The sequence below is a fragment of the Cellulomonas sp. JH27-2 genome (assembly GCF_014837175.1).
In the GTDB taxonomy this organism is placed as follows: Bacteria; Actinomycetota; Actinomycetes; order Actinomycetales; family Cellulomonadaceae; genus Cellulomonas.
In genome coordinates, this window is record NZ_JACYFR010000002.1 from 741,076 (window position 1) to 757,588 (window position 16,513).

Sequence of the window (16,513 nt, forward strand, 5' to 3'; positions counted from 1 at the left end):
CGGCGCGCAGCAGCTCGGCGCCACCGGGCAGATCAGTCAATCCGGTCAGCAACCCCGGCCACCAGCTTGGTGCGCGAGCGGCCCGAGGACTCCTTGAGGACCACGTACTTGACGTCGACGTGCGGCTCGAGGGCGCCGAACTTGTCGTTGGGTGCTCCGATCACGAGCTGGAACCCCAGCCCGCGCCAGGCGCCGACCGCTCGCCCGGTGAAGCGGGCGTCGGCCTTGATGAGCGCCTCGTCGAGGAACACGGGCGCGTACCGGGGCCGTTCCGCGCCCGCGTCGCCGAGCTGGTAGCGCAACGCGGCGCCGACGATGAAGGCGACGAGCTCCTGCGACTCTCCCCCGGACTTCTCGCCGATGTGGTCGTAGAGCGCCACGTGGTTGCCGTCGAGGTCGACCTTCTCCGCGCTGAGGCGCACGTGGCGCCGCACGTCGACGAGGTCGGCGAAGTCGGGCGACGAGCGCCGCACCCGGTCGACGACCTTGGCCATGCGCAGGTAGCGGCGTTCCCGCTCGGCGTCCGTCGCGTCGGTGGCCAGCAGCTCGCGCAGGTCGCGCAGCTCCTTGCGGAACCGGGCCAGCACCGTGGACTGGGTGTCGCGCGCGTCGATGCGCAGCCGGTGCTCGTCGTCGGCGAACGGCAGGTCCGCGAGGATGTCGTTGACCGGCCGGATGCGTTCCTTGATCTCGCGCACCGACCGACTCAGGCCGTTGTGCAGGTCGGTCAGGTCGTTGCCGGACAGCCGGAGCAGGCTCTTGCGCCAGTCCGCCTCGAGCTCGTGCAGCCCGTTGGCCTGCAGGTCCGCCAGGATGCGCTCGTAGTCGGCGTACGAGGCCTCGGGGTCGGTGCCCAGGTTCGGGTCCGGCCAGCGCTCGACGAACGTCTCGAACGTGCGTCGCAGCGCGTCGCGGGCCGCGCCGATGCTCGCCGCCGCTGCCTGCCGGTCCGCACGGACCACGTCGCCCGCGCGCGCGACGACCGCGTCGAACTCGGTGAGCGCGTCGACGGGCGACACGTCACGGACCGGCCGCTCGTCGCCGTCGTCGCGGGACTCCGGGGCGAGGCCGTCGAGGTACCGCTGCTGCTCCGGCCCCACCGTCGTACCGGCTTCAGCCGCCTCGTCGAGGGCGCCCTGGGCGTCGTCGACCTCGTCGGTCGTCGTGGACCACCGCTCGCCCAGCGACCGGGCCTCGGCCTTGGTCCGGCCCAGGTCCTCGGTCAGCGTCTGGACGAGCACCTCGAGCTCCATGACGCGGTGCTGCAGTCGGGTGACCTCGGGGTTCCCGGCGGTCACGCTCTCGACGAGCCCGCTCCACCGGTCGCGCTCGGCACGCACCCGGGCGACATCGACCTGCTCCCACGTGATCCCGTCGAGCTGCCCGAACGCGCGGATCATGGCGTCGTGCTGGTCGGCCGCCTCCTCGGCGGCGGCGAGCTGCTCGGTCGCCACCTGCCGGCGGTGCTCGGCCCGGGCGATCTGCTCGTCGAGGTCCGCCAGGCGCCGCGTCGTCGTGAAGCCCAGGACGTTGCGGACGTCCTGGCCGCCGTGCGCACCGCGCCGCCCCTGCGACACCTGCCCCGACCGCGTCAGCCCCTTGTCATGCTGCGAGAGCTCGCCGGGCGTGTCCACGCAGACGAAGCCGAAGCGCGAGGCCAGCTCGCTGCGCAGCCAGCCCGTGAACGGACCGCCGCGGAAGTCGAGGCGCCCGGGCAGCGTGCGCTGGTCGAGGGCGACGTCGTCGCGCAGACCCGTGGCTACGCCCTCGAACCGGATGCGGCGGGCGGTCGGGACGGCGTCGATGGCCGCGCGGAAGGCGCGCAGGTGGGCGGTGTCGATGAGCATCACGGTGGCGAAGCTCCCGAGCGCCAGGTTGAACGCGGCACGCCACGGCTCGTGCTCGGTCCGCACCTCGACGAGCTCGCCGACGAACGGCAGGTCGTCGGTCGACAGCCCCGACGCCTGCGCCAGGATGGCCCGCGCGACGTGCAGTGCCTCCGGGATGTTGTCCCTGCGCGCTGCGACGGACGCCCGCTCGGTGGTGAGGGTCTCGACCTCGGCGGCTGCCTCCCGAGCCGCTGCCATGGGTTCGAACAGCGCCCGCTTGGCGGACCGCTGCGCCGCCGTGTCGGCCAGCGCGGCGCTCGCTCGGTCGGCCAGCGCGGCCATGTCGGCCTCCGTCCCGACCTGCGTGTCGGGAATCGATCGCAATGCGTCGTCGAGGCGTGCGCGGGTCCGGGTGACGTCGGCCAGCCGCGCCTCGAGCCCGGCGAGCTCGCGCTGCGCGGTCGCGAGCCGGTCGCCGCCGGCAGCCCACAGGGTCTCCTTGACCCCGTCCAGGTCCGACTTCGCGGCGGCGATGCGCGCCTGCGTCTCCGCAGCGAGCCGGTCCGCGGCACGATGGCGGTGCTGCAGGTCGCGCTCGACCTCGCGCAGCAGGCCCATGCGGCGTTCGTTGCGCCAGAGACCCGCAGGGCTCGTCCGGTCCCCCATCCCACCGATGTGGTCGATCACCTGCAGGCGGTCGGTGGCCTCCTCGATGGCCTGCCGGTGCCCGGCGATCGGTTCGAGCGCCGTCACCTGCTGTCGCGCGGTGATCATCTGGTCCCGTGTGCCCGTGAGCTTGTCGAACTGCTCGACGACGGCGTCGGCCGTGGCGAACGTGTCCGGCTCCTCGAGGACCATCGACTTGTACAGGGCATCGACCGTGGTGATCTGCTGACCGGCCTGGATGCGGGCCAGCAGCGCGACGGCCTTGTGCCCGTCGCCCGACGCCCCGATGCCGAGCGACGAGTGCAGGCGTGCCGTGAACTCCCGGTCGGTCTCGAAGCACGTCAACCCGAGCGCGGTCACCCCGGCGCGGCCGAGCCGCTGCGGGACCGCACGCTCCAGCTCGCGCAGGTCGAACTCGTCGTCGCACGTGGCGCGGACGGCGACCACGTCGTCGAGCGTGCGGGCCGCGGCCGGCACGTACCAGCCGCGCACGGCCGTCAGACGCTGCCCGGACTGGTCGACCCACGTCATGGCGATCGCCGACCACGTGTCCTGCCCGTCGCCGCGCAGCACGCGCTCCCGGGTGCCGTCCTCCGTGCGCGACTCGTCGAGCTTGCCGCGCGCGTAGGACAGGATGTTGCGCTGGTCCTTGCCGCGCGGGCGCCCGACGACGCCGCCGTTCGACGCGCCGTTGAAGGGCGTGGTGTGCGGCATGAGCAGGGCGATGTACGCGTCCATGAGGGTCGACTTGCCGGACCCGGACCCGCCGGACAGCAGCGTGGCCGACGACGCCAGGCGCACCGGGTGGTACCCGTCGTAGCCGCCCCAGTTGACGAGCTGCAGGTCGCGGGCCACCCACTGCTGGCCCGACGAGGTCGCGGGCACCAGCCCGAACAGCGTGTCCACCATCGTCATCGGTTCACCTCCACGGCCTCGGGCTCCGCGTCCTGAGAGGTCTCGGCCTGCCCCTGCGACGTCAGCCACGTGCGCAGCTCGCCGAGGCGCTCGTTGCTCAGCACCACCTCGACCAGGGACGTCACCCGGAACCGACCCTCCGACTCCTCCTCGAGGATGCCCTCCTTGGCCAGGCGCGCGACGGCCCCGCGGATCTCCCGCTGCTGGGTCGCGATGTTGGTCTCGTCGGCGTCGAAGTAGGTCAGGGCGGTCTGCTCGATCTCCTCGACATCGATGCGCACGGACGCTTCGCCGGCTCCTCGCTCACGCTGGAACACGGTGCGCAGGTGGACCAGGACGAGCGTCTCGGCGCGCGAGTAGGCGTCGTCGCGCAGGAGGACGGGGACGTCGAGCTCGGCGGAGCGGACCTGGCGCTTGTAGGCGATGCCGCGCTCGTGGTCGACGACCAGGTGCACGAACAGGTCGTGCAGCCGCGACTCGATCACCTGCTGGGTGGCCAGCAGCGTGCGCCACTGGGCAGGACTCTTGTCGGCCACCAGGACGCGGCGCTGCAGGAGCCGAACCAGGACCGTGCGCACGTCGGCGTCCAGGGTGCCGGAGTCGCCCGCGAACAGCTCGTCGGGGTCCTCCTCCATCGAGACGGGCGTGATGAACCCGTCACTCTGCTCAGTCATCGTCGTCCTTCGTCCTCGTCGTGACGCCGCCGAAGGCGAAGCGGCGCCGCGTACCGTCCGGCCGCACCGCCTCCACGTACGCGACGTCACCGGTCTCGGTCATGCCGTGCCGGTCGGCGATCTCCAGCAGGCCCAGCAGGTCGACGGGCCGCCGCAGCGACTCGGGCCCGGCTTCGAAAGCCGCCGCCAGGTCGACCCACCCCTCCTCGTCGGCGAATCCCGCCAGGTGCGCGCCGAGCGCGCCGTACTGCGGCCCGCCCCACGCGCGCGCCTCGTCCGACGAGACGTCGGGGCCGGCGTCGTCGTCCCAGTCGGCCAGCGGCTCGGGCGGCTGCGGCGGACGCAGCTCGCCAGCCGTCTGGCGCAGGTGGTCTACCTCCGCCACGGGCAGCCGACGCAGCGGGTCCACCGCCTGCCCTCGTCGAGCGCTGGGCATCCACGCCTGCAGGCCGCCCATGACGTCGCGCAGCAGGTCGTCGACCTCGCGGTCGCGCAGCGGGTCGTGGTTGCGCACCTGCGCGGTGATGACGTACGACGCCTCGCGCTGCGCGGTGAAGACCTGGTCGAGGCCGTGCTCGATGCGCCGCCCCAGCTCGGCCAGCTCCGCGCGCTGCGTGGGCGTCATGCGCGACGTGAAGCGATGCCGCAGCACGACGTCGAGCTGGTCGGACAGCTCGTCGAGCCTCTGCGGATCGCCGATCAGCCGGAGCGCACCCGCGAACGCGCGCCCTTCGGGCGTCGCGTCCATGACCTGCTCGCCGCGCTGCAGGTACTCGCGCAGCACCTCCCCCGTGGGCCGCTCGTCCTGGCGCAGGGCCAGGACGACGTCGCGCTGCATCGCCTTGATGGACTCGGCCACCCGGGCGAAGTCCGCAGGCAGCTCGCGCACCAGGTGCAGGACGTTCTCGGCCTCCTCGAGCAGCACCTCGTCGTCGACCTCGTCGACCGTCCCCGTGCGCTGGATGCGGTCCAGCTCGACCTTGAGACGGACGATCTCCGCGTCGATCCGTGCCATCCGCACCAGCACGTCCGGGTCGGCGTCCTGCGCGAGGCGCTCGACCGCGTCGAGCAGCGTCCGCACGCGCGACTGCGAGACCCGTGCCCGCACGCCACCGGCCCGGCCCGCGACCTCGAGCGCGCCGACGGCGTGGGCCGACAGCCGGTAGACCTCGACGTCGTCGTCGACGACCTGGCGCAACAGCCACCCCGCGTCCGCCCACTGGCGGCACAGGTCGCGTGCCGAGCCCACCGGCAGGTTGTCCTCGTAGCCCGCGGCGCGCAGCTGGTCGAGCGCGTCGCCGACCTCCGTGTGCGCGTCGGCGACCGGGACCGTGGGGCGCTCGACCGTGAACACGACCGAGAGCATGGAGACGACCAGCGGCGCGTGCCGCTTGTGCAACAGGTCCAGCATCGGGTTCTGGAAGGCCCGGACGGCGCCGAGATACGCCCCTTCGGCACGAGTGATCATCGCGGGACACCTTAGGGCGCGGTGGCGTGCGCCCCGAACCGCGACACGGCAGCCGGTGCGCGGAGGATTCCCTCGCGGGGCGCCGGTGCGTGCATGATGCGCGCCATGGGCCATCCCGACGACGCGATCCCCCGCCGCACCCTGACCGGCTACGCGCTGGGCTCGGTCGGCACGGGCGGGTTCGGCACGCTGCCGGGTCTCGTGCTGGCCTACTACCTCACCGACACGCTCGGCGTCGCCGCGGGCGTCGCCGGGCTCGTGGTCACGGTCCCCAAGGTGTGGGACGTCATCATCGACCCGTTCGTCGGCGCGCGGTCCGACGCGTCCGCGGCGCGGCGCGGGTCCCGACGGCCGTTCCTGCTGGCGGGCGCGCTGACGGTACCGCTGCTGTTCGCGGCGATGTTCGCGACGCCCGGCGCGCTCGACGGCGCCTGGGCGGCTTTCTGGGTCGTCGTGACGTTCCTGGCGACCGCAACCGCGTACAGCCTGTTCCAGGTCCCGTACATCGCACTGCCCGCGGAGATCGCGCCCACGTACGCCGCGCGCACGCGGCTGCTCGCACCGCGGATCGCGGTGCTCGCCGTCGCGATCCTCGCGTTCGGCGCGGGCGGTCCGCTGATCCGTGACGCCGCCGGTGGCGGACGTGCCGGGTACGCCGTCATGGGGCTGGTGTGCGGCATCGTCGTCGGGCTCGGCATGCTCGCCGCGTGGTGGGGTGCGCCGCGGCGCGCGGCCGTGGACGCACCGGCCGACGACGTCGTCGCCGCACCCCGACCACAGCGGCGCGGCGAGGCGTTGCACGCCGGGCTGGCGGCTCTGCGCGAGCTCCGCGCCTTCCGGGCGCTGCTCGGGACTTTCGTGCTGCAGGCGCTGGCCACGGGCGCGATGCTCGCGACGGCCCAGTACGTCGCGACGTACACGCTCGGCTCCGAGGACGCCGTGACGTACCTGTTCGTGGCGCTGGTCGCACCCGCGCTCGTCGTCATGCCGCTCGCGACGCGGCTCGCGCGCCGCGTCGGCAAGCAGCGGGCGCTCGTCGGCTCGTCCGTGCTGTTCGCGGTCGCGACCGCGACGCTCGTCGTCCTGTGCTGGTCGCCCGGCCCGTGGGTGTACGCCCCGGTGGCCGTCGCGGGCGTCGCCTACGCCGGCATGCAGCTGTACCCGCTCGCGATGCTGCCCGACGTCGCCGCCGTCGACGCCCGCGAGCGCGGCGTCGATCGCGCCGGCGTCCTGGGCGGGGTCTGGACCGCGGGCGAGACCGCGGGCCTGGCGCTGGGGCCGACGCTGGTGCTGGGGCTGCTGGCTGTCACCGGGTTCGTGTCCCGCACGGGCGACGAGGTCGTCGCCCAGCCCGGCTCGGCGATGACGGGCATCGTCATCGCCTTCTCTGCCCTGCCCGCACTGCTCGCCGTCGCGAGCCTCGTACCGTTGAGCCGCTACCGACTGACGGCCGACGTCGTCGACCACCCCACGGAGGTTCCCGCGTGACCCGCTCCACCGACGACGTCCTGGCCGAGCTCGCTGCCCTGCGCGCGCAGGACCCGCCCACGCACGGCGGGCGCGTCCTGGCCTACGTCTACGACTCCGGCCGCGCCGACCTGGACGCCCTGGCCGAGCAGGCCGCGACCGCGTTCCTGCCGGTCAACGGCCTGGACCCGACCACCTTCCGCTCGGTCGCCGCGCTCGAGAGCTCGCTCGTCGGCCGCGCCCGGACGTTGTTCCACGGCGGCGACGACGTCGTCGGATCCGTCACCTCCGGCGGCACCGAGTCTTGCGTGCTCGCGGTCAAGGCGGCACGCGAGCTCTGGCGGGCCGCTGATCCCGCTCGCGCGACGGCCCGCGCCGCGATCGTCCTGCCCACCACTGCACACCCGGCGTTCCACAAGGCCGCGCAGTACCTGGACCTCGACGTCGTCGCGGTGCCGGTCTCGGTGGCGACGGGCGCCGTCGCAGCCTCCGACGTCCTGGCGGCGCTCGACGGCCTCGGCGACCGCGCGGCGCTCGCGGTGGTCTCCGCGCCCAGCTACCCGTTCGGCGTGATCGACCCGATCGCCGACGTGGCCGCCGGGGCGGCAGCCCGCGGTGTCGCGTGCCACGTGGACGCCTGCATCGGCGGGTGGGTGCTGCCCTGGTGGGGCGGCGTCGAGCCGTGGGACTTCGCCGTCCCCGGCGTGACGTCCCTGTCTGCGGACCTGCACAAGTACGGGTACGCGCCCAAGGGGGCATCCGTCGTGCTGCACCGCGGCCGCGAACGGCACGCCGCGCAGTACTTCGCGACGACCGCGTGGCCGGGCTATCCGGTCGTGAACCCGACGATGCTCGGCTCGCGCGCCGCTGGGGCGATGGCCGCCGCCTGGGCCGTTGGTGAGGCGCTGGGAGACGAGGGGTATGCCGAGCTCGTCGCCCGCACGCGCGCGGCCGCGAGCACGCTGGCCGACGCCGTCGCGGGCATCTCGGGCCTGCGGGTCGTCGGCTCCCCCACCGGGCCCCTGCTGGCACTCGCCGACGACGGTGGGGTCGACCCGTTCCACCTGGTCGACGCGCTGCGACGGCGCGGCTGGCTCGCGCAGTGCCAGCCCGCGATGACCCAGCCCGACGGCACCGTCCTGCCCCGCACGGCACACCTGACTCTGACGGCCGTGACGGGGTCCGTCGTGGCGGAGCTCGCTGATGCGCTCGCGGCGTCGGCGGACGAGGTGCGCGGCCGGTCGGCCCCCGCGCCCGACCCCGGTCTGGTGGCTCGTGTCCTCTCCGACGGTCTGCCCGAGGATCTCGCAGAGGTCATGGCCACGCTGGAAGCCATGCCCGGTGACGTCGTCCGCCCGGCACTGATCCAGGTGCTCCAGGCTGCGATCGACCCGGCGGTCGGGTAGCGCGCACGGCGTGCTGCGTCCGGGGACGCGGGACGGCCTACGCCCTTCGTCGAACGGAGGACGGGCTGCGGCCTCCGGCGCAGGCCCGATCACGCCACCGGACCCAGGGCGGCCGGTGCGACCAGTTGACCCGCAGCGTCTTGAACGCCCGCCGTACCCGCCGAGCACGCTGATCGCTCCCGCGCAACGAGCGAGCCGAGACGCCGACGACGAGGCCCAGGTCGAGCCGCACACGGAAGGGCGGGGCCAACGCGAAGGCGAGGTCGAGGTCGTCGTGCACCTCCGGGTCGAACCGGCGCACGCCGCCCTCGACCGCCGTCCACGCGCTGCGGCGCAGCGCCATGTTGGAACCCCACAGGGCCGTGTGGCCGAGAGCCAGGTGCGCCATGGCGTAGTAGGAGCCGAGATAGGCGGCGCACACCACCGCCCCGATGCCGAAGGGCAGGTCGAGGAAGCGGCCCCCGCCCGTCACCGCGTCGAGCGTGGGGTCGGCGCTCATCCGGTCAGCGATCCGCGCGACCCACGACGGGCCCGGACGCGAGTCCGCGTCCAGCCGGGCGATGACGTCGCCCCGCGCGGCGTCGTACCCCGCCGAGGCTGCGGCCGGTATGCCCGGGCGCCGTTCGACGACGACACGAGCGCCGTAGCGCGCCGCGACCGCGGCCGAGTCGTCCCGTGAGGCGTTGTCGACGACGATCACCTCGAACGGCGCCACCACCTGCCCGCGCAGGAGGGACAGGCAGCCAGCCAGCTCACGGGCGTCGTCACGGACGGGGATCACCACGGAGACGGTGACGGGCGGCGTGCCGGTCACGGGAGCCTCTCGTCCCGTCGGGCGACGACGACGGCCAGAAGTCCGGCCAGGAAGGATCCCGTGACACCCGCCGCCAGATCGCTGATGGTGTCGTCGTAGCCGACGTGGATGGTCGGGTCGAGGAACCGGTGCCCGGACCACTCGGCGATCTCCCAGGCCACCGCCAGCGCGGCGCCGACCGTCGTCGTGACGAGCACCATCCCGACCCGGTCACGACGGGTGCCGCCGACGGTGGGCCAGGACACCAGCCGAGCGCGCACGATCGCCAGCTGCGCGACGAGCGCAGCCAGACCTGTCGCGGCGAGGTGGACCGCGAGGTCGAGCCAGCCCACCTGTTCATACAGTCCGAGCACCCCTGCCCACGCTGCGCACAGCAGCGCGACGCCATAGGAGACGTCGAGCCAGGCCGGTGCCTCCAGCCACCTCGGGACGAAGGTGCCGGCGAGCACGAGGGTCAGGAGCGCCGCCGCGACCGGACCGATCCACAGCGCGGCGACCAGCACGCTCAGCCCTGCTGCTGCGCGCACGACATCGGCACGCACGAGCGGATGGCGCCGCGTCTCGCCCGCGTCCGACGCGCGGCGCACCGCACCGCGCTGTGCGCCGCTCACGGTGCCCTGAAGTCGATCGCCTTGTGGGTGCCGTCGCAGTACGGCTTGATCGCCGAGGCACCGCACCTGCACAGCGCGACCGTGCTGCGGCGGCGAGGGATCGGTACGCCGTCGTCGTCCACGATGGCGACATCGCCCCGGACCAGGATCGGACCGTCGGGGCAGGCGACGATGGTCGCCCGCTGGGGCACCGCATCCGACGTCACGGTCCCACCCGGAGCGCGGAGACGCCTGCGGCCCATGCGGACAGCGTGTGCTCGCCGACGAGGTCATCCAGGTACAGGCAAGCGGCGGCCCCGAACAGGATGTCGCCGCACAGCTCGGGCTCCTGCTGCGCGAGCTCGCCCGCGAGCTCACGGCCGGCGATCTGCTCGTGGACGGCGTCGGCCTCGACGTGCTCGTCGAAGTAGAGGGTCGTCGCCGCGCCGAACCCGTGGCGACGGAATCCGTCGCCGTACAGGCGGTTGGGCAGCGACGACGTCATCTCGAACGCTGCCAGGTGCCCTGCCGTGGCGCCCCGCAGGCGGCGATGGAGCCCGAACAGCGACATCAGGTTGGTCCCGGCGAGGGTGACCGCGGGGATCTGGTCCACGTACGTGCCGTAGTCGGCGTCGAGCCCGGCACCGCGCATGGTCTGCCCGAACAGCGCGCAGTGCATGCGGTCCGCCACGCCGCCGCCGTACTCGTCGGCCTGGATCTCGACCAGCGCGGCCTTGGGCCGACCCGTGAGGCGCGGGATCGCCCAGGTGTGCGGGTCCGCCTCCTTGAGCTGGTAGATCGAGCGCAGTACGAGGAACTCCTCCAGCTGGCGGCGTGAAGCGCGCTTGGCGACGAACCGAGCGACGCTCGGACCGGGCGTGGGAGCCGTCATCGCGAACAACGCCGCCGCGACGGAGGCGCGGTCGGGCGCGATCCCACGAGGCACCTCGACCCGCCCACGCAGCTCCCGCTCGAACGAGTGCTCGACGAGCGCTCGAGCGTGCAGGAGGTCGGGATCCCACTCCCAGTCCGGCGGCACGTCGTCGAACCCGCGGTACGCCAGCTCGTACATCACGTAGAGGGACAGCTGGACATCGTCGTCCGTGACCACGTCCGACGCCGACTCCAGCGCCAGACGCGCCGCCTCGGCGAGCCGCGCACCCGATCCGGGCTGCGCGTACAGCACGTCGTCGAGGGTCGCGCTCAGGGGGCCGCGGGGGTGGGGCAACTTCATCCATCACTCCGTCTGCTCGTGGCGGCGGACTTCCCCGCCGCAGGATCTGCGGGCTCGACCGGGCCGTAGAGGGGCTGGACCTCCGCCATCTCGAGGTCGGCCGTCGCCTGGATGAGTGCCAGCAGCTCCTCGTCCACCCCTGGGCTGAACTCCTCGAAGCGCTCCTCGGCGATGGTCGAGGGCACGCCCTCCGGCGCCTGCTCGCTCGCGTCGAGCGAGGTGCCGTCCTTCGACGGCGACATGCCCTGGAAGATCCGGCCCGCCTCGGAGGAGGCGGTCAGGTCGAACGAGTACTGCTTGCTCTGCAGTCCCAGGTCCACGAGCTTCTTCACCTCGGGGAACCGCTCGGCGTTCGTCTTCGGGATGGGCAGCACCTTCGCCCAGTCGACGCCCAGGGTCTCCAGTGCCTTGGCGTAGGCGTTCTCGTGCGCCTGGTCCCGCACGATCAGGTACGCGACGGTGGAGCGGGCGGTCTTGTTGGCCGTCATCTCGTAGATCCGGCACTTCTGCAGGCGACCCGTCGACTCGAGCATGAGGTTGTACAGCAGGTCCAGCACCAGGTTGCCGGAGTTGTAGACGTAGGACCCGCTCCAGGGGTTGCCGGCCGAGTCCACCGGCAGGGCGCCCTGGGACGCGACCAGGTAGTGGTGGATGTTGCCCTCGTCGAGCGCCGGCCGCAGAGGGGTCGCACCGCCGCCACCGGGCGTGTCGAGCGGATCGGACTTCTTCCCGTTGTAGCGCGGCGAGCCGTCGAGCAGCCGCGCGATCGTCGTCCCGATGAGCTCGACGTGACTGATCTCCTCGGTCCCCACGCCCTGCAGGAGGTCCCGGTACGGCTTCGCCGCCGGCCCACGGAAGTTGATGCTCTGGAACAGGTACTGCATCATCGTCCGCATCTCGCCGAACTGGCCGCCGAGCCCCTCTTGGAGCGCGTTGGCGGCCGAAGGGTCTGGCTCGTCGGCGACGATGTCGTTGATGAGGCGCTGCACGTGGAGATACATGGTCGTTCCCTCGCTCGGGGACGGCTCGACGGGCGTCGGGCCGGCGCGTCGGTACGACCGTCAGGCGGCCGCCGGGTCCAGGACGACCTTGATGCAGCCGTCCTGCTTCTTCTGGAACATCTCGTAGGCCGCCGGGGCTTCGTCGAGCGGCAGCCGATGGGTGCGAAGGTCGAGGACCCCGAGTGGATCGCTCGGATCCTGCACGAGCGGCATCAGGTCGTCGATCCACCGTCTGACGTTCGCCTGGCCCATGCGCAGGGTGAGCCCCTTGTCGAACAGCTGCATCATCGGCAGCCCGTCGACCGCACCTCCGTAGACGCCGGAGATGGACACGGTCCCGCCGCGGCGGACGAGGTCGAACGCGGTGAGCAGCGCCGACAGGCGGTCGACCCCCGCCTTGTCGATCAAGGGCTTCGCGACGGCGTCGGGCAGCAGCCCGACGAGCTTCTGGGCAGCCGACGCGACCGGCGAACCGTGGGCCTCCAGGCCCACGGCGTCGATCGTCGAGTCCGGTCCACGGCCGTCGGTCAGGTCCCTGACGGCGGATGCGACGTCGTCGACCGCACCGATGTCGATGACGTCGATCCCGTGCCGCCGTGCCATCTCGAGGCGCTCGGGCACCAGGTCGAGGCCGATCACCGTCCCAGCTCCCCGGTGTGCGGCGATCCGTGCGGCCAGCTGCCCGATCGGGCCGAGCCCGACGACGACGACGGAGCCACCGGGCGGGATCTGCGCGTACTCCACCGCCTGCCACGCGGTGGGCGCGACGTCGGAGAGGTACAGGTAGCGCTCGTCGGGGCTCCCGTCGTCCGGCACCACGACGGGGCCGAACTGCGCCTGCGGGACGCGCAGGAGCTCAGCCTGCCCGCCGGGGACCTGGCCGTACAGCTTGCTGAACCCGAAGAGCGACGCGCCCGTACCCTGCGAACGGACCTGCGTGGTCTCGCACTGCGCGAACAGGCCGCGCGCGCACATCCAGCACGTCCCGCACGAGATGTTGAAGGGGATGACCACTCGGTCCCCGACGGCGAGGCTGCCCGCGTCGGGTCCCACCTCCTCCACCACGCCCATTGCCTCGTGGCCCAGGACGTCGCCCGCGTCGAGGTACATCCCGAGGACCTTGTAGAGATGCAGGTCCGAACCGCAGATCGCGGTCGAGGTGACTCGCACGATCGCATCCGTGGGCTGCTCGATGCGCGGGTCGGGAACGGTTTCCACGCTCACCTTCTCGATGCCTTGCCAGGTCAGTGCGCGCACGTCGTCCTGCTCTCGTCGATCGGTGAAGGTTGGGGCGTCATGCCGCGAGCCGCTGGGCGACCAAGGGGCACTGGAACGGGTCGCGCGAGGCGAGGCCGACCTCGTTGAGGTAGCGCACGACGATCGAGTAGGAGCGCAGGAGGCTCGTCTCGGTGTAGGGGATGTCCCGGCTGGCGCAGAACTGCCGCACGATGGGGGCGGCCGCCCGCAGCCTCGAGCTCGGCATGCTGGGGAACAGGTGGTGCTCGACCTGGTGGTTGAGGCCACCCATGAAGAGGTCGACCAGCCGGCCACCCGAGATGTTGCGGCTGAGCAGCACCTGGCGGTGCAGGAAGTCGATCTTGAGCGTGGCCGGCACGATGGGCATCCCCTTGTGGTTCGGAGCGAAGGAGGCACCCATGTACACGCCGAACAGACCCAGCTGGACGCCGAGGAAGGCGGCAGCGAGACCGAGCGGCAGGAACCACAGCACGACCGCGACGTATCCGCCGAGCCGCAGGGACAGGAAGGCAATCTCGACGGCGCGGCGCTTGACCGGCGGACGTCGCACCAGCCTGCGCACGCCCGTGACGTGCAGGTTCAGCCCCTCCAGCAGGAGAAGCGGGAAGAACAACCAGCCTTGGCGCTGGGCGAACCAGCCGGCGGCGCCCGTTCGCGCGCGGTCGAGGTTCGCCGTGCTGAAGACGATGACGTCGGCGGCGATGTCTCCGTCCGCGCCGAGTGTGTTGGGCTTGGCGTGGTGGCGGCTGTGCTTGTGCTGCCACCAGCCGTAGCTCATCCCGGCGTACAAGTTCGCGATCACCAGGCTGGCCCAGTCGTTCCACGAGCCCGAGCGGAAGATCTGGCGGTGCGCGGCATCGTGCCCCAGGAACATCACCTGACCCAGGACCACCGCCAGCACGGCGGCCACCACCAGCTGCCACCAGCTGTCGCCGATCCAGAAGAACGCCGCGGCGACGCCTACCAGCACAACGTTGAGCGTTGCGAACCGCGTCCAGTAGCGGGCGTACGTCCGCGTCAGAAGGCCCTGGGCCTGCACCATCGCCGTCAGCTGGGTGAAGTCCTGCGCTGCCCGGCGGCCTGTCGATACATCTGTCGTCACGGTGGCTCCTACGTCTTCTGCCTTCGACGGCAGAGCGGGGGGCCAGGGTCCGGACCTGGCTTCAACGGTAGCCCAGGTGGTCGGTCCCGCAACCGGGAGGGCGGCGTCCCGTCCAGATGTCGCGCCTACGACTCCGACGTAGGGTCGTCGCTGACGGACGGACCGGTCCGGCCACCGGTCTTCGGACGTAGGAGATGCACATGGACACTGACATGGACGATCGTCCACATGCGACTCTCGTCAGCGAGCTCCAGGTTCTGCTCCTCGAGGTGCCCGTCTTCCAGCACTTCATCGAAGGTGCGGCGATCGCCGCAGCCCGACGCGCCGGCGCGGGGACGTCGGCCACGGTCACCGTCCGGCGCGAGCGCAAGCCCAACGCGGTCGCCGCGAGCGACGAGCTCGCCGCGGTGTGCGACGAGGTCCAGTACGCGCACGAGGACGGTCCGTGCCTGGAGTCGATCGACACCCGCGAGGTCATCGTGGCGGGCGATCTGCGGGCGGATACCCGATGGCCGGCCTGGCGTGCAGCCGCGCTCGAGCGCGGCTTCGTCGCCGTCGCCGCAATTCCTCGTGAGGTCCGCCCCGGCGTCGAGATCGCGCTCAACCTGTACGCCCCGACCCCCGACCCATGGGACGAGCAGGCGCTGACGCTCGCCGGCCTCTACGCCGACGAGATCGCGCGCGCCACCCACCTCTACCTCCGAGGCGCCGACCAGGCCGAGCTCAACGCCGACCTCCGCTCGGCGCTCGCGTCGCGCGCGGTCATCGATCAGGCGATCGGCGTGATCATCGCGCAGAACAGGTGCAACGAGGACGAGGCGCTCAAGATCCTGCGCAGCGCGTCGCAGCACCGCAACGTCAAGCTCCGCGACGTCGCGGTCTCGATCGTCGAGGCGGTCTCGGGCGCGCCCGTCCGAGCCGGCACCTTCCACGACCGGACACCCTGACCCCCATGGCACTCTGGCTCGTCCTCATCATCGTCGCCGTCGTCCTGGTGGTCCTCGGCATCGCCGTCACCGCCGCGAAGGTGCTGCTCTGGATCGGGATCGCGCTCCTGGTGATCAGCCTCGTCGGCTGGGTGGTCGTCCGGTCCCGCTCGCGCACCTAGGACGCCGCGGGCTCCCGGACGACTACGCCGCGCTGCTCCCGGCCATGGTCGCCGCGGGCGCCGAGGTCGACCTGCTGGTGCTGAGCGATCGACCGCTGCTTGCCGGCTCGGAAGCCGGGGGCGTCGACCTGCTGGCGGGTTGCGTCGGCGCGCATCCCGGCGTCCCGACGTTGGTCCGTCGTGCCCGCCTCGTTCCGAGTGACGTCGCGACGGGCTGCGGCCAGGCGCGCGGCACGGCGATCCCCACCTCTTCCCCGTGCGTGAGGTGCGCACCCCGGACTGCCGCGTGATCCGTGGGGCACCCGACGTCGAGGCGCACCTCGGCGGGTGGGCCTGACGGGGGCGTCCCCTCCGAGTGGCGAGCGTCGTCGACGCGGCCTAACGTCCGAGGAGCGGGTCCGTCGGTGGACCCGAACCAGCCGGGGGTAGGAAGCACCGCCCGACGCCGACCAGCGCGACGCTCAGCGCTCGCGCCCGACGATCGTCGTCGCACCGTGCTCACGTGACCGCCCCCGCGGCAGCCTGGCGCGGTGCCCCCACCGGAGGCACCCACATGTCTGACCTGACCGAGCTGACCACCCACATCCGCGCGCCGCGGTCCGCGACCCCGCGACGGCCCGCACCGGCACCGTCGCCTCGACGGACGCGCGCCCGGTTGCTCCCCACACCCTTTCCGTCCGGCGCCGGTCACGTGACCGTCCGCGTCGTCGGGTTCGACGAGCGGGTCCAGGACGTGCACGGCCTCAGCGTCGACCTGCTGGGCCGGCTCGACGCCGTGCTGTCGTTGGACGCCGGCCGACGCGTCTCGGTCGCCTCGCGCGGCGGCCAGCCGCTCGGGTACCTGCCGACGAGCTGGGCCCGGGTCGTGGAGAAGGAGCTGCGACGGTACGAGGTCCGCGGCCTCGAGGCCGTCGCGCGGTCGACGCTGAGCGGCGCCAAGGGCGACCGGACCCTGTGCGTGCTCCTGGCGTGGCCCCGGTAG

Annotated in this window: 16 protein-coding genes; 5 read left to right on the plus strand and 11 right to left on the minus strand. The window is 72.6% G+C overall.

Features of this window, described 5'->3' with window-relative positions:
- Positions 1-32: 32 nt before the first annotated feature.
- From IC607_RS08365 to IC607_RS08375, 3 genes are read right to left on the minus strand one after another with little or no spacing between them, the layout of a single operon-like run.
- Positions 33-3,410 (minus strand): ATP-binding protein, encoded by a 3,378-nt coding sequence (locus IC607_RS08365; RefSeq protein WP_191786867.1) that lies wholly within the window; start codon positions 3,408-3,410, stop codon positions 33-35.
- A complete protein-coding gene (locus IC607_RS08370; RefSeq protein ID WP_191786868.1) occupies positions 3,407-4,084 on the minus strand; it encodes a DUF4194 domain-containing protein in 678 nt (225 codons plus the stop codon). Before IC607_RS08370 ends, IC607_RS08365 begins: the two co-directional genes overlap by 4 nt.
- Entirely contained in the window at positions 4,077-5,552 is a 1,476-nt protein-coding gene (locus IC607_RS08375; RefSeq protein ID WP_191786869.1) for a DUF3375 domain-containing protein, read from the minus strand. The genes IC607_RS08370 and IC607_RS08375 overlap by 8 nt, the downstream gene beginning before the upstream one ends.
- A 105-nt stretch (positions 5,553-5,657) precedes the next feature.
- On the opposite strand from IC607_RS08375, the gene IC607_RS08380 reads away from it, so the two are divergent.
- Positions 5,658-7,040, plus strand: a complete 1,383-nt coding sequence (locus tag IC607_RS08380) for an MFS transporter (protein ID WP_191786870.1) — start codon at positions 5,658-5,660, stop codon at positions 7,038-7,040.
- On the plus strand, positions 7,037-8,425 hold the full coding sequence (locus tag IC607_RS08385) for a pyridoxal-dependent decarboxylase (RefSeq protein WP_191786871.1): 1,389 nt from the start codon (positions 7,037-7,039) through the stop codon (positions 8,423-8,425). Before IC607_RS08380 ends, IC607_RS08385 begins: the two co-directional genes overlap by 4 nt.
- 37 nt (positions 8,426-8,462) lie before the next feature.
- Here IC607_RS08385 and IC607_RS08390 read toward each other — a convergent pair whose 3' ends face one another.
- Genes IC607_RS08390 through IC607_RS08420 form a run of 7 tightly spaced genes read right to left on the minus strand, consistent with a single transcriptional unit; the run spans position 8,463 to position 14,363 of the window.
- The gene (locus tag IC607_RS08390; RefSeq protein WP_191786872.1) at positions 8,463-9,239 is read right to left on the minus strand and encodes a glycosyltransferase family 2 protein; all 777 of its coding nucleotides are present in this window, start codon (positions 9,237-9,239) and stop codon (positions 8,463-8,465) included.
- Positions 9,236-9,850, minus strand: a complete 615-nt coding sequence (locus tag IC607_RS17825; RefSeq protein WP_225224575.1) for a hypothetical protein — start codon at positions 9,848-9,850, stop codon at positions 9,236-9,238. The genes IC607_RS08390 and IC607_RS17825 overlap by 4 nt, the downstream gene beginning before the upstream one ends.
- A complete protein-coding gene (locus tag IC607_RS08400) occupies positions 9,847-10,056 on the minus strand; it encodes a CDGSH iron-sulfur domain-containing protein (protein ID WP_370526091.1) in 210 nt (69 codons plus the stop codon). The genes IC607_RS17825 and IC607_RS08400 overlap by 4 nt, the downstream gene beginning before the upstream one ends.
- Positions 10,053-11,063, minus strand: coding sequence for an iron-containing redox enzyme family protein (locus tag IC607_RS08405; RefSeq protein ID WP_191786874.1), 1,011 nt, complete (start codon positions 11,061-11,063; stop codon positions 10,053-10,055). The genes IC607_RS08400 and IC607_RS08405 overlap by 4 nt, the downstream gene beginning before the upstream one ends.
- Positions 11,060-12,064, minus strand: a complete 1,005-nt coding sequence (locus IC607_RS08410) for a manganese catalase family protein (protein ID WP_191786875.1) — start codon at positions 12,062-12,064, stop codon at positions 11,060-11,062. Before IC607_RS08410 ends, IC607_RS08405 begins: the two co-directional genes overlap by 4 nt.
- A 60-nt stretch (positions 12,065-12,124) precedes the next feature.
- Positions 12,125-13,321 carry a zinc-dependent alcohol dehydrogenase gene (locus IC607_RS08415; protein ID WP_191786876.1) on the minus strand — a complete coding sequence of 399 codons (1,197 nt, stop codon included), beginning with the start codon at positions 13,319-13,321 and terminating at the stop codon, positions 12,125-12,127.
- A 37-nt stretch (positions 13,322-13,358) separates the two neighbouring features.
- A complete protein-coding gene (locus IC607_RS08420; protein WP_191787076.1) occupies positions 13,359-14,363 on the minus strand; it encodes an acyl-CoA desaturase in 1,005 nt (334 codons plus the stop codon).
- Between the two features lie 260 nt (positions 14,364-14,623).
- On the opposite strand from IC607_RS08420, the gene IC607_RS08425 reads away from it, so the two are divergent.
- Positions 14,624-15,370: a GAF and ANTAR domain-containing protein gene (locus tag IC607_RS08425; protein WP_191786877.1), complete on the plus strand. Its 747-nt coding sequence runs from the start codon at positions 14,624-14,626 to the stop codon at positions 15,368-15,370.
- 5 nt (positions 15,371-15,375) lie between these two features.
- Complete coding sequence (locus tag IC607_RS08430) at positions 15,376-15,531, plus strand: hypothetical protein (RefSeq protein WP_191786878.1); 156 nt, start codon at positions 15,376-15,378, stop codon at positions 15,529-15,531.
- On the opposite strand, the gene IC607_RS08435 is transcribed toward IC607_RS08430, so the two are convergent.
- The gene (locus IC607_RS08435; protein ID WP_191786879.1) at positions 15,528-15,686 is read right to left on the minus strand and encodes a hypothetical protein; all 159 of its coding nucleotides are present in this window, start codon (positions 15,684-15,686) and stop codon (positions 15,528-15,530) included. The genes IC607_RS08430 and IC607_RS08435 overlap by 4 nt on opposite strands.
- 398 nt (positions 15,687-16,084) lie before the next feature.
- On the opposite strand from IC607_RS08435, the gene IC607_RS08440 reads away from it, so the two are divergent.
- Positions 16,085-16,513 carry a hypothetical protein gene (locus IC607_RS08440; protein ID WP_191786880.1) on the plus strand — a complete coding sequence of 143 codons (429 nt, stop codon included), beginning with the start codon at positions 16,085-16,087 and terminating at the stop codon, positions 16,511-16,513.

Bases quoted from the DNA above. Each gene is read 5' to 3' on its own strand.
- IC607_RS08425 (WP_191786877.1), top strand. From the start codon at position 14,624: ATGGACACTGACATGGACGATCGTCCACATGCGACTCTCGTCAGCGAG.
- IC607_RS08410 (WP_191786875.1), bottom strand. From the start codon at position 12,064: ATGTATCTCCACGTGCAGCGCCTCATCAACGACATCGTCGCCGACGAG.
- IC607_RS08380 (WP_191786870.1), top strand. From the start codon at position 5,658: ATGGGCCATCCCGACGACGCGATCCCCCGCCGCACCCTGACCGGCTAC.
- IC607_RS08440 (WP_191786880.1), top strand. From the start codon at position 16,085: ATGTCTGACCTGACCGAGCTGACCACCCACATCCGCGCGCCGCGGTCC.
- IC607_RS08430 (WP_191786878.1), top strand. From the start codon at position 15,376: ATGGCACTCTGGCTCGTCCTCATCATCGTCGCCGTCGTCCTGGTGGTC.
- IC607_RS08405 (WP_191786874.1), bottom strand. From the start codon at position 11,063: ATGAAGTTGCCCCACCCCCGCGGCCCCCTGAGCGCGACCCTCGACGAC.
- IC607_RS08420 (WP_191787076.1), bottom strand. From the start codon at position 14,363: ATGGTGCAGGCCCAGGGCCTTCTGACGCGGACGTACGCCCGCTACTGG.
- IC607_RS08375 (WP_191786869.1), bottom strand. From the start codon at position 5,552: ATGATCACTCGTGCCGAAGGGGCGTATCTCGGCGCCGTCCGGGCCTTC.
- IC607_RS08435 (WP_191786879.1), bottom strand. From the start codon at position 15,686: ATGCGCGCCGACGCAACCCGCCAGCAGGTCGACGCCCCCGGCTTCCGA.
- IC607_RS08370 (WP_191786868.1), bottom strand. From the start codon at position 4,084: ATGACTGAGCAGAGTGACGGGTTCATCACGCCCGTCTCGATGGAGGAG.
- IC607_RS08365 (WP_191786867.1), bottom strand. From the start codon at position 3,410: ATGACGATGGTGGACACGCTGTTCGGGCTGGTGCCCGCGACCTCGTCG.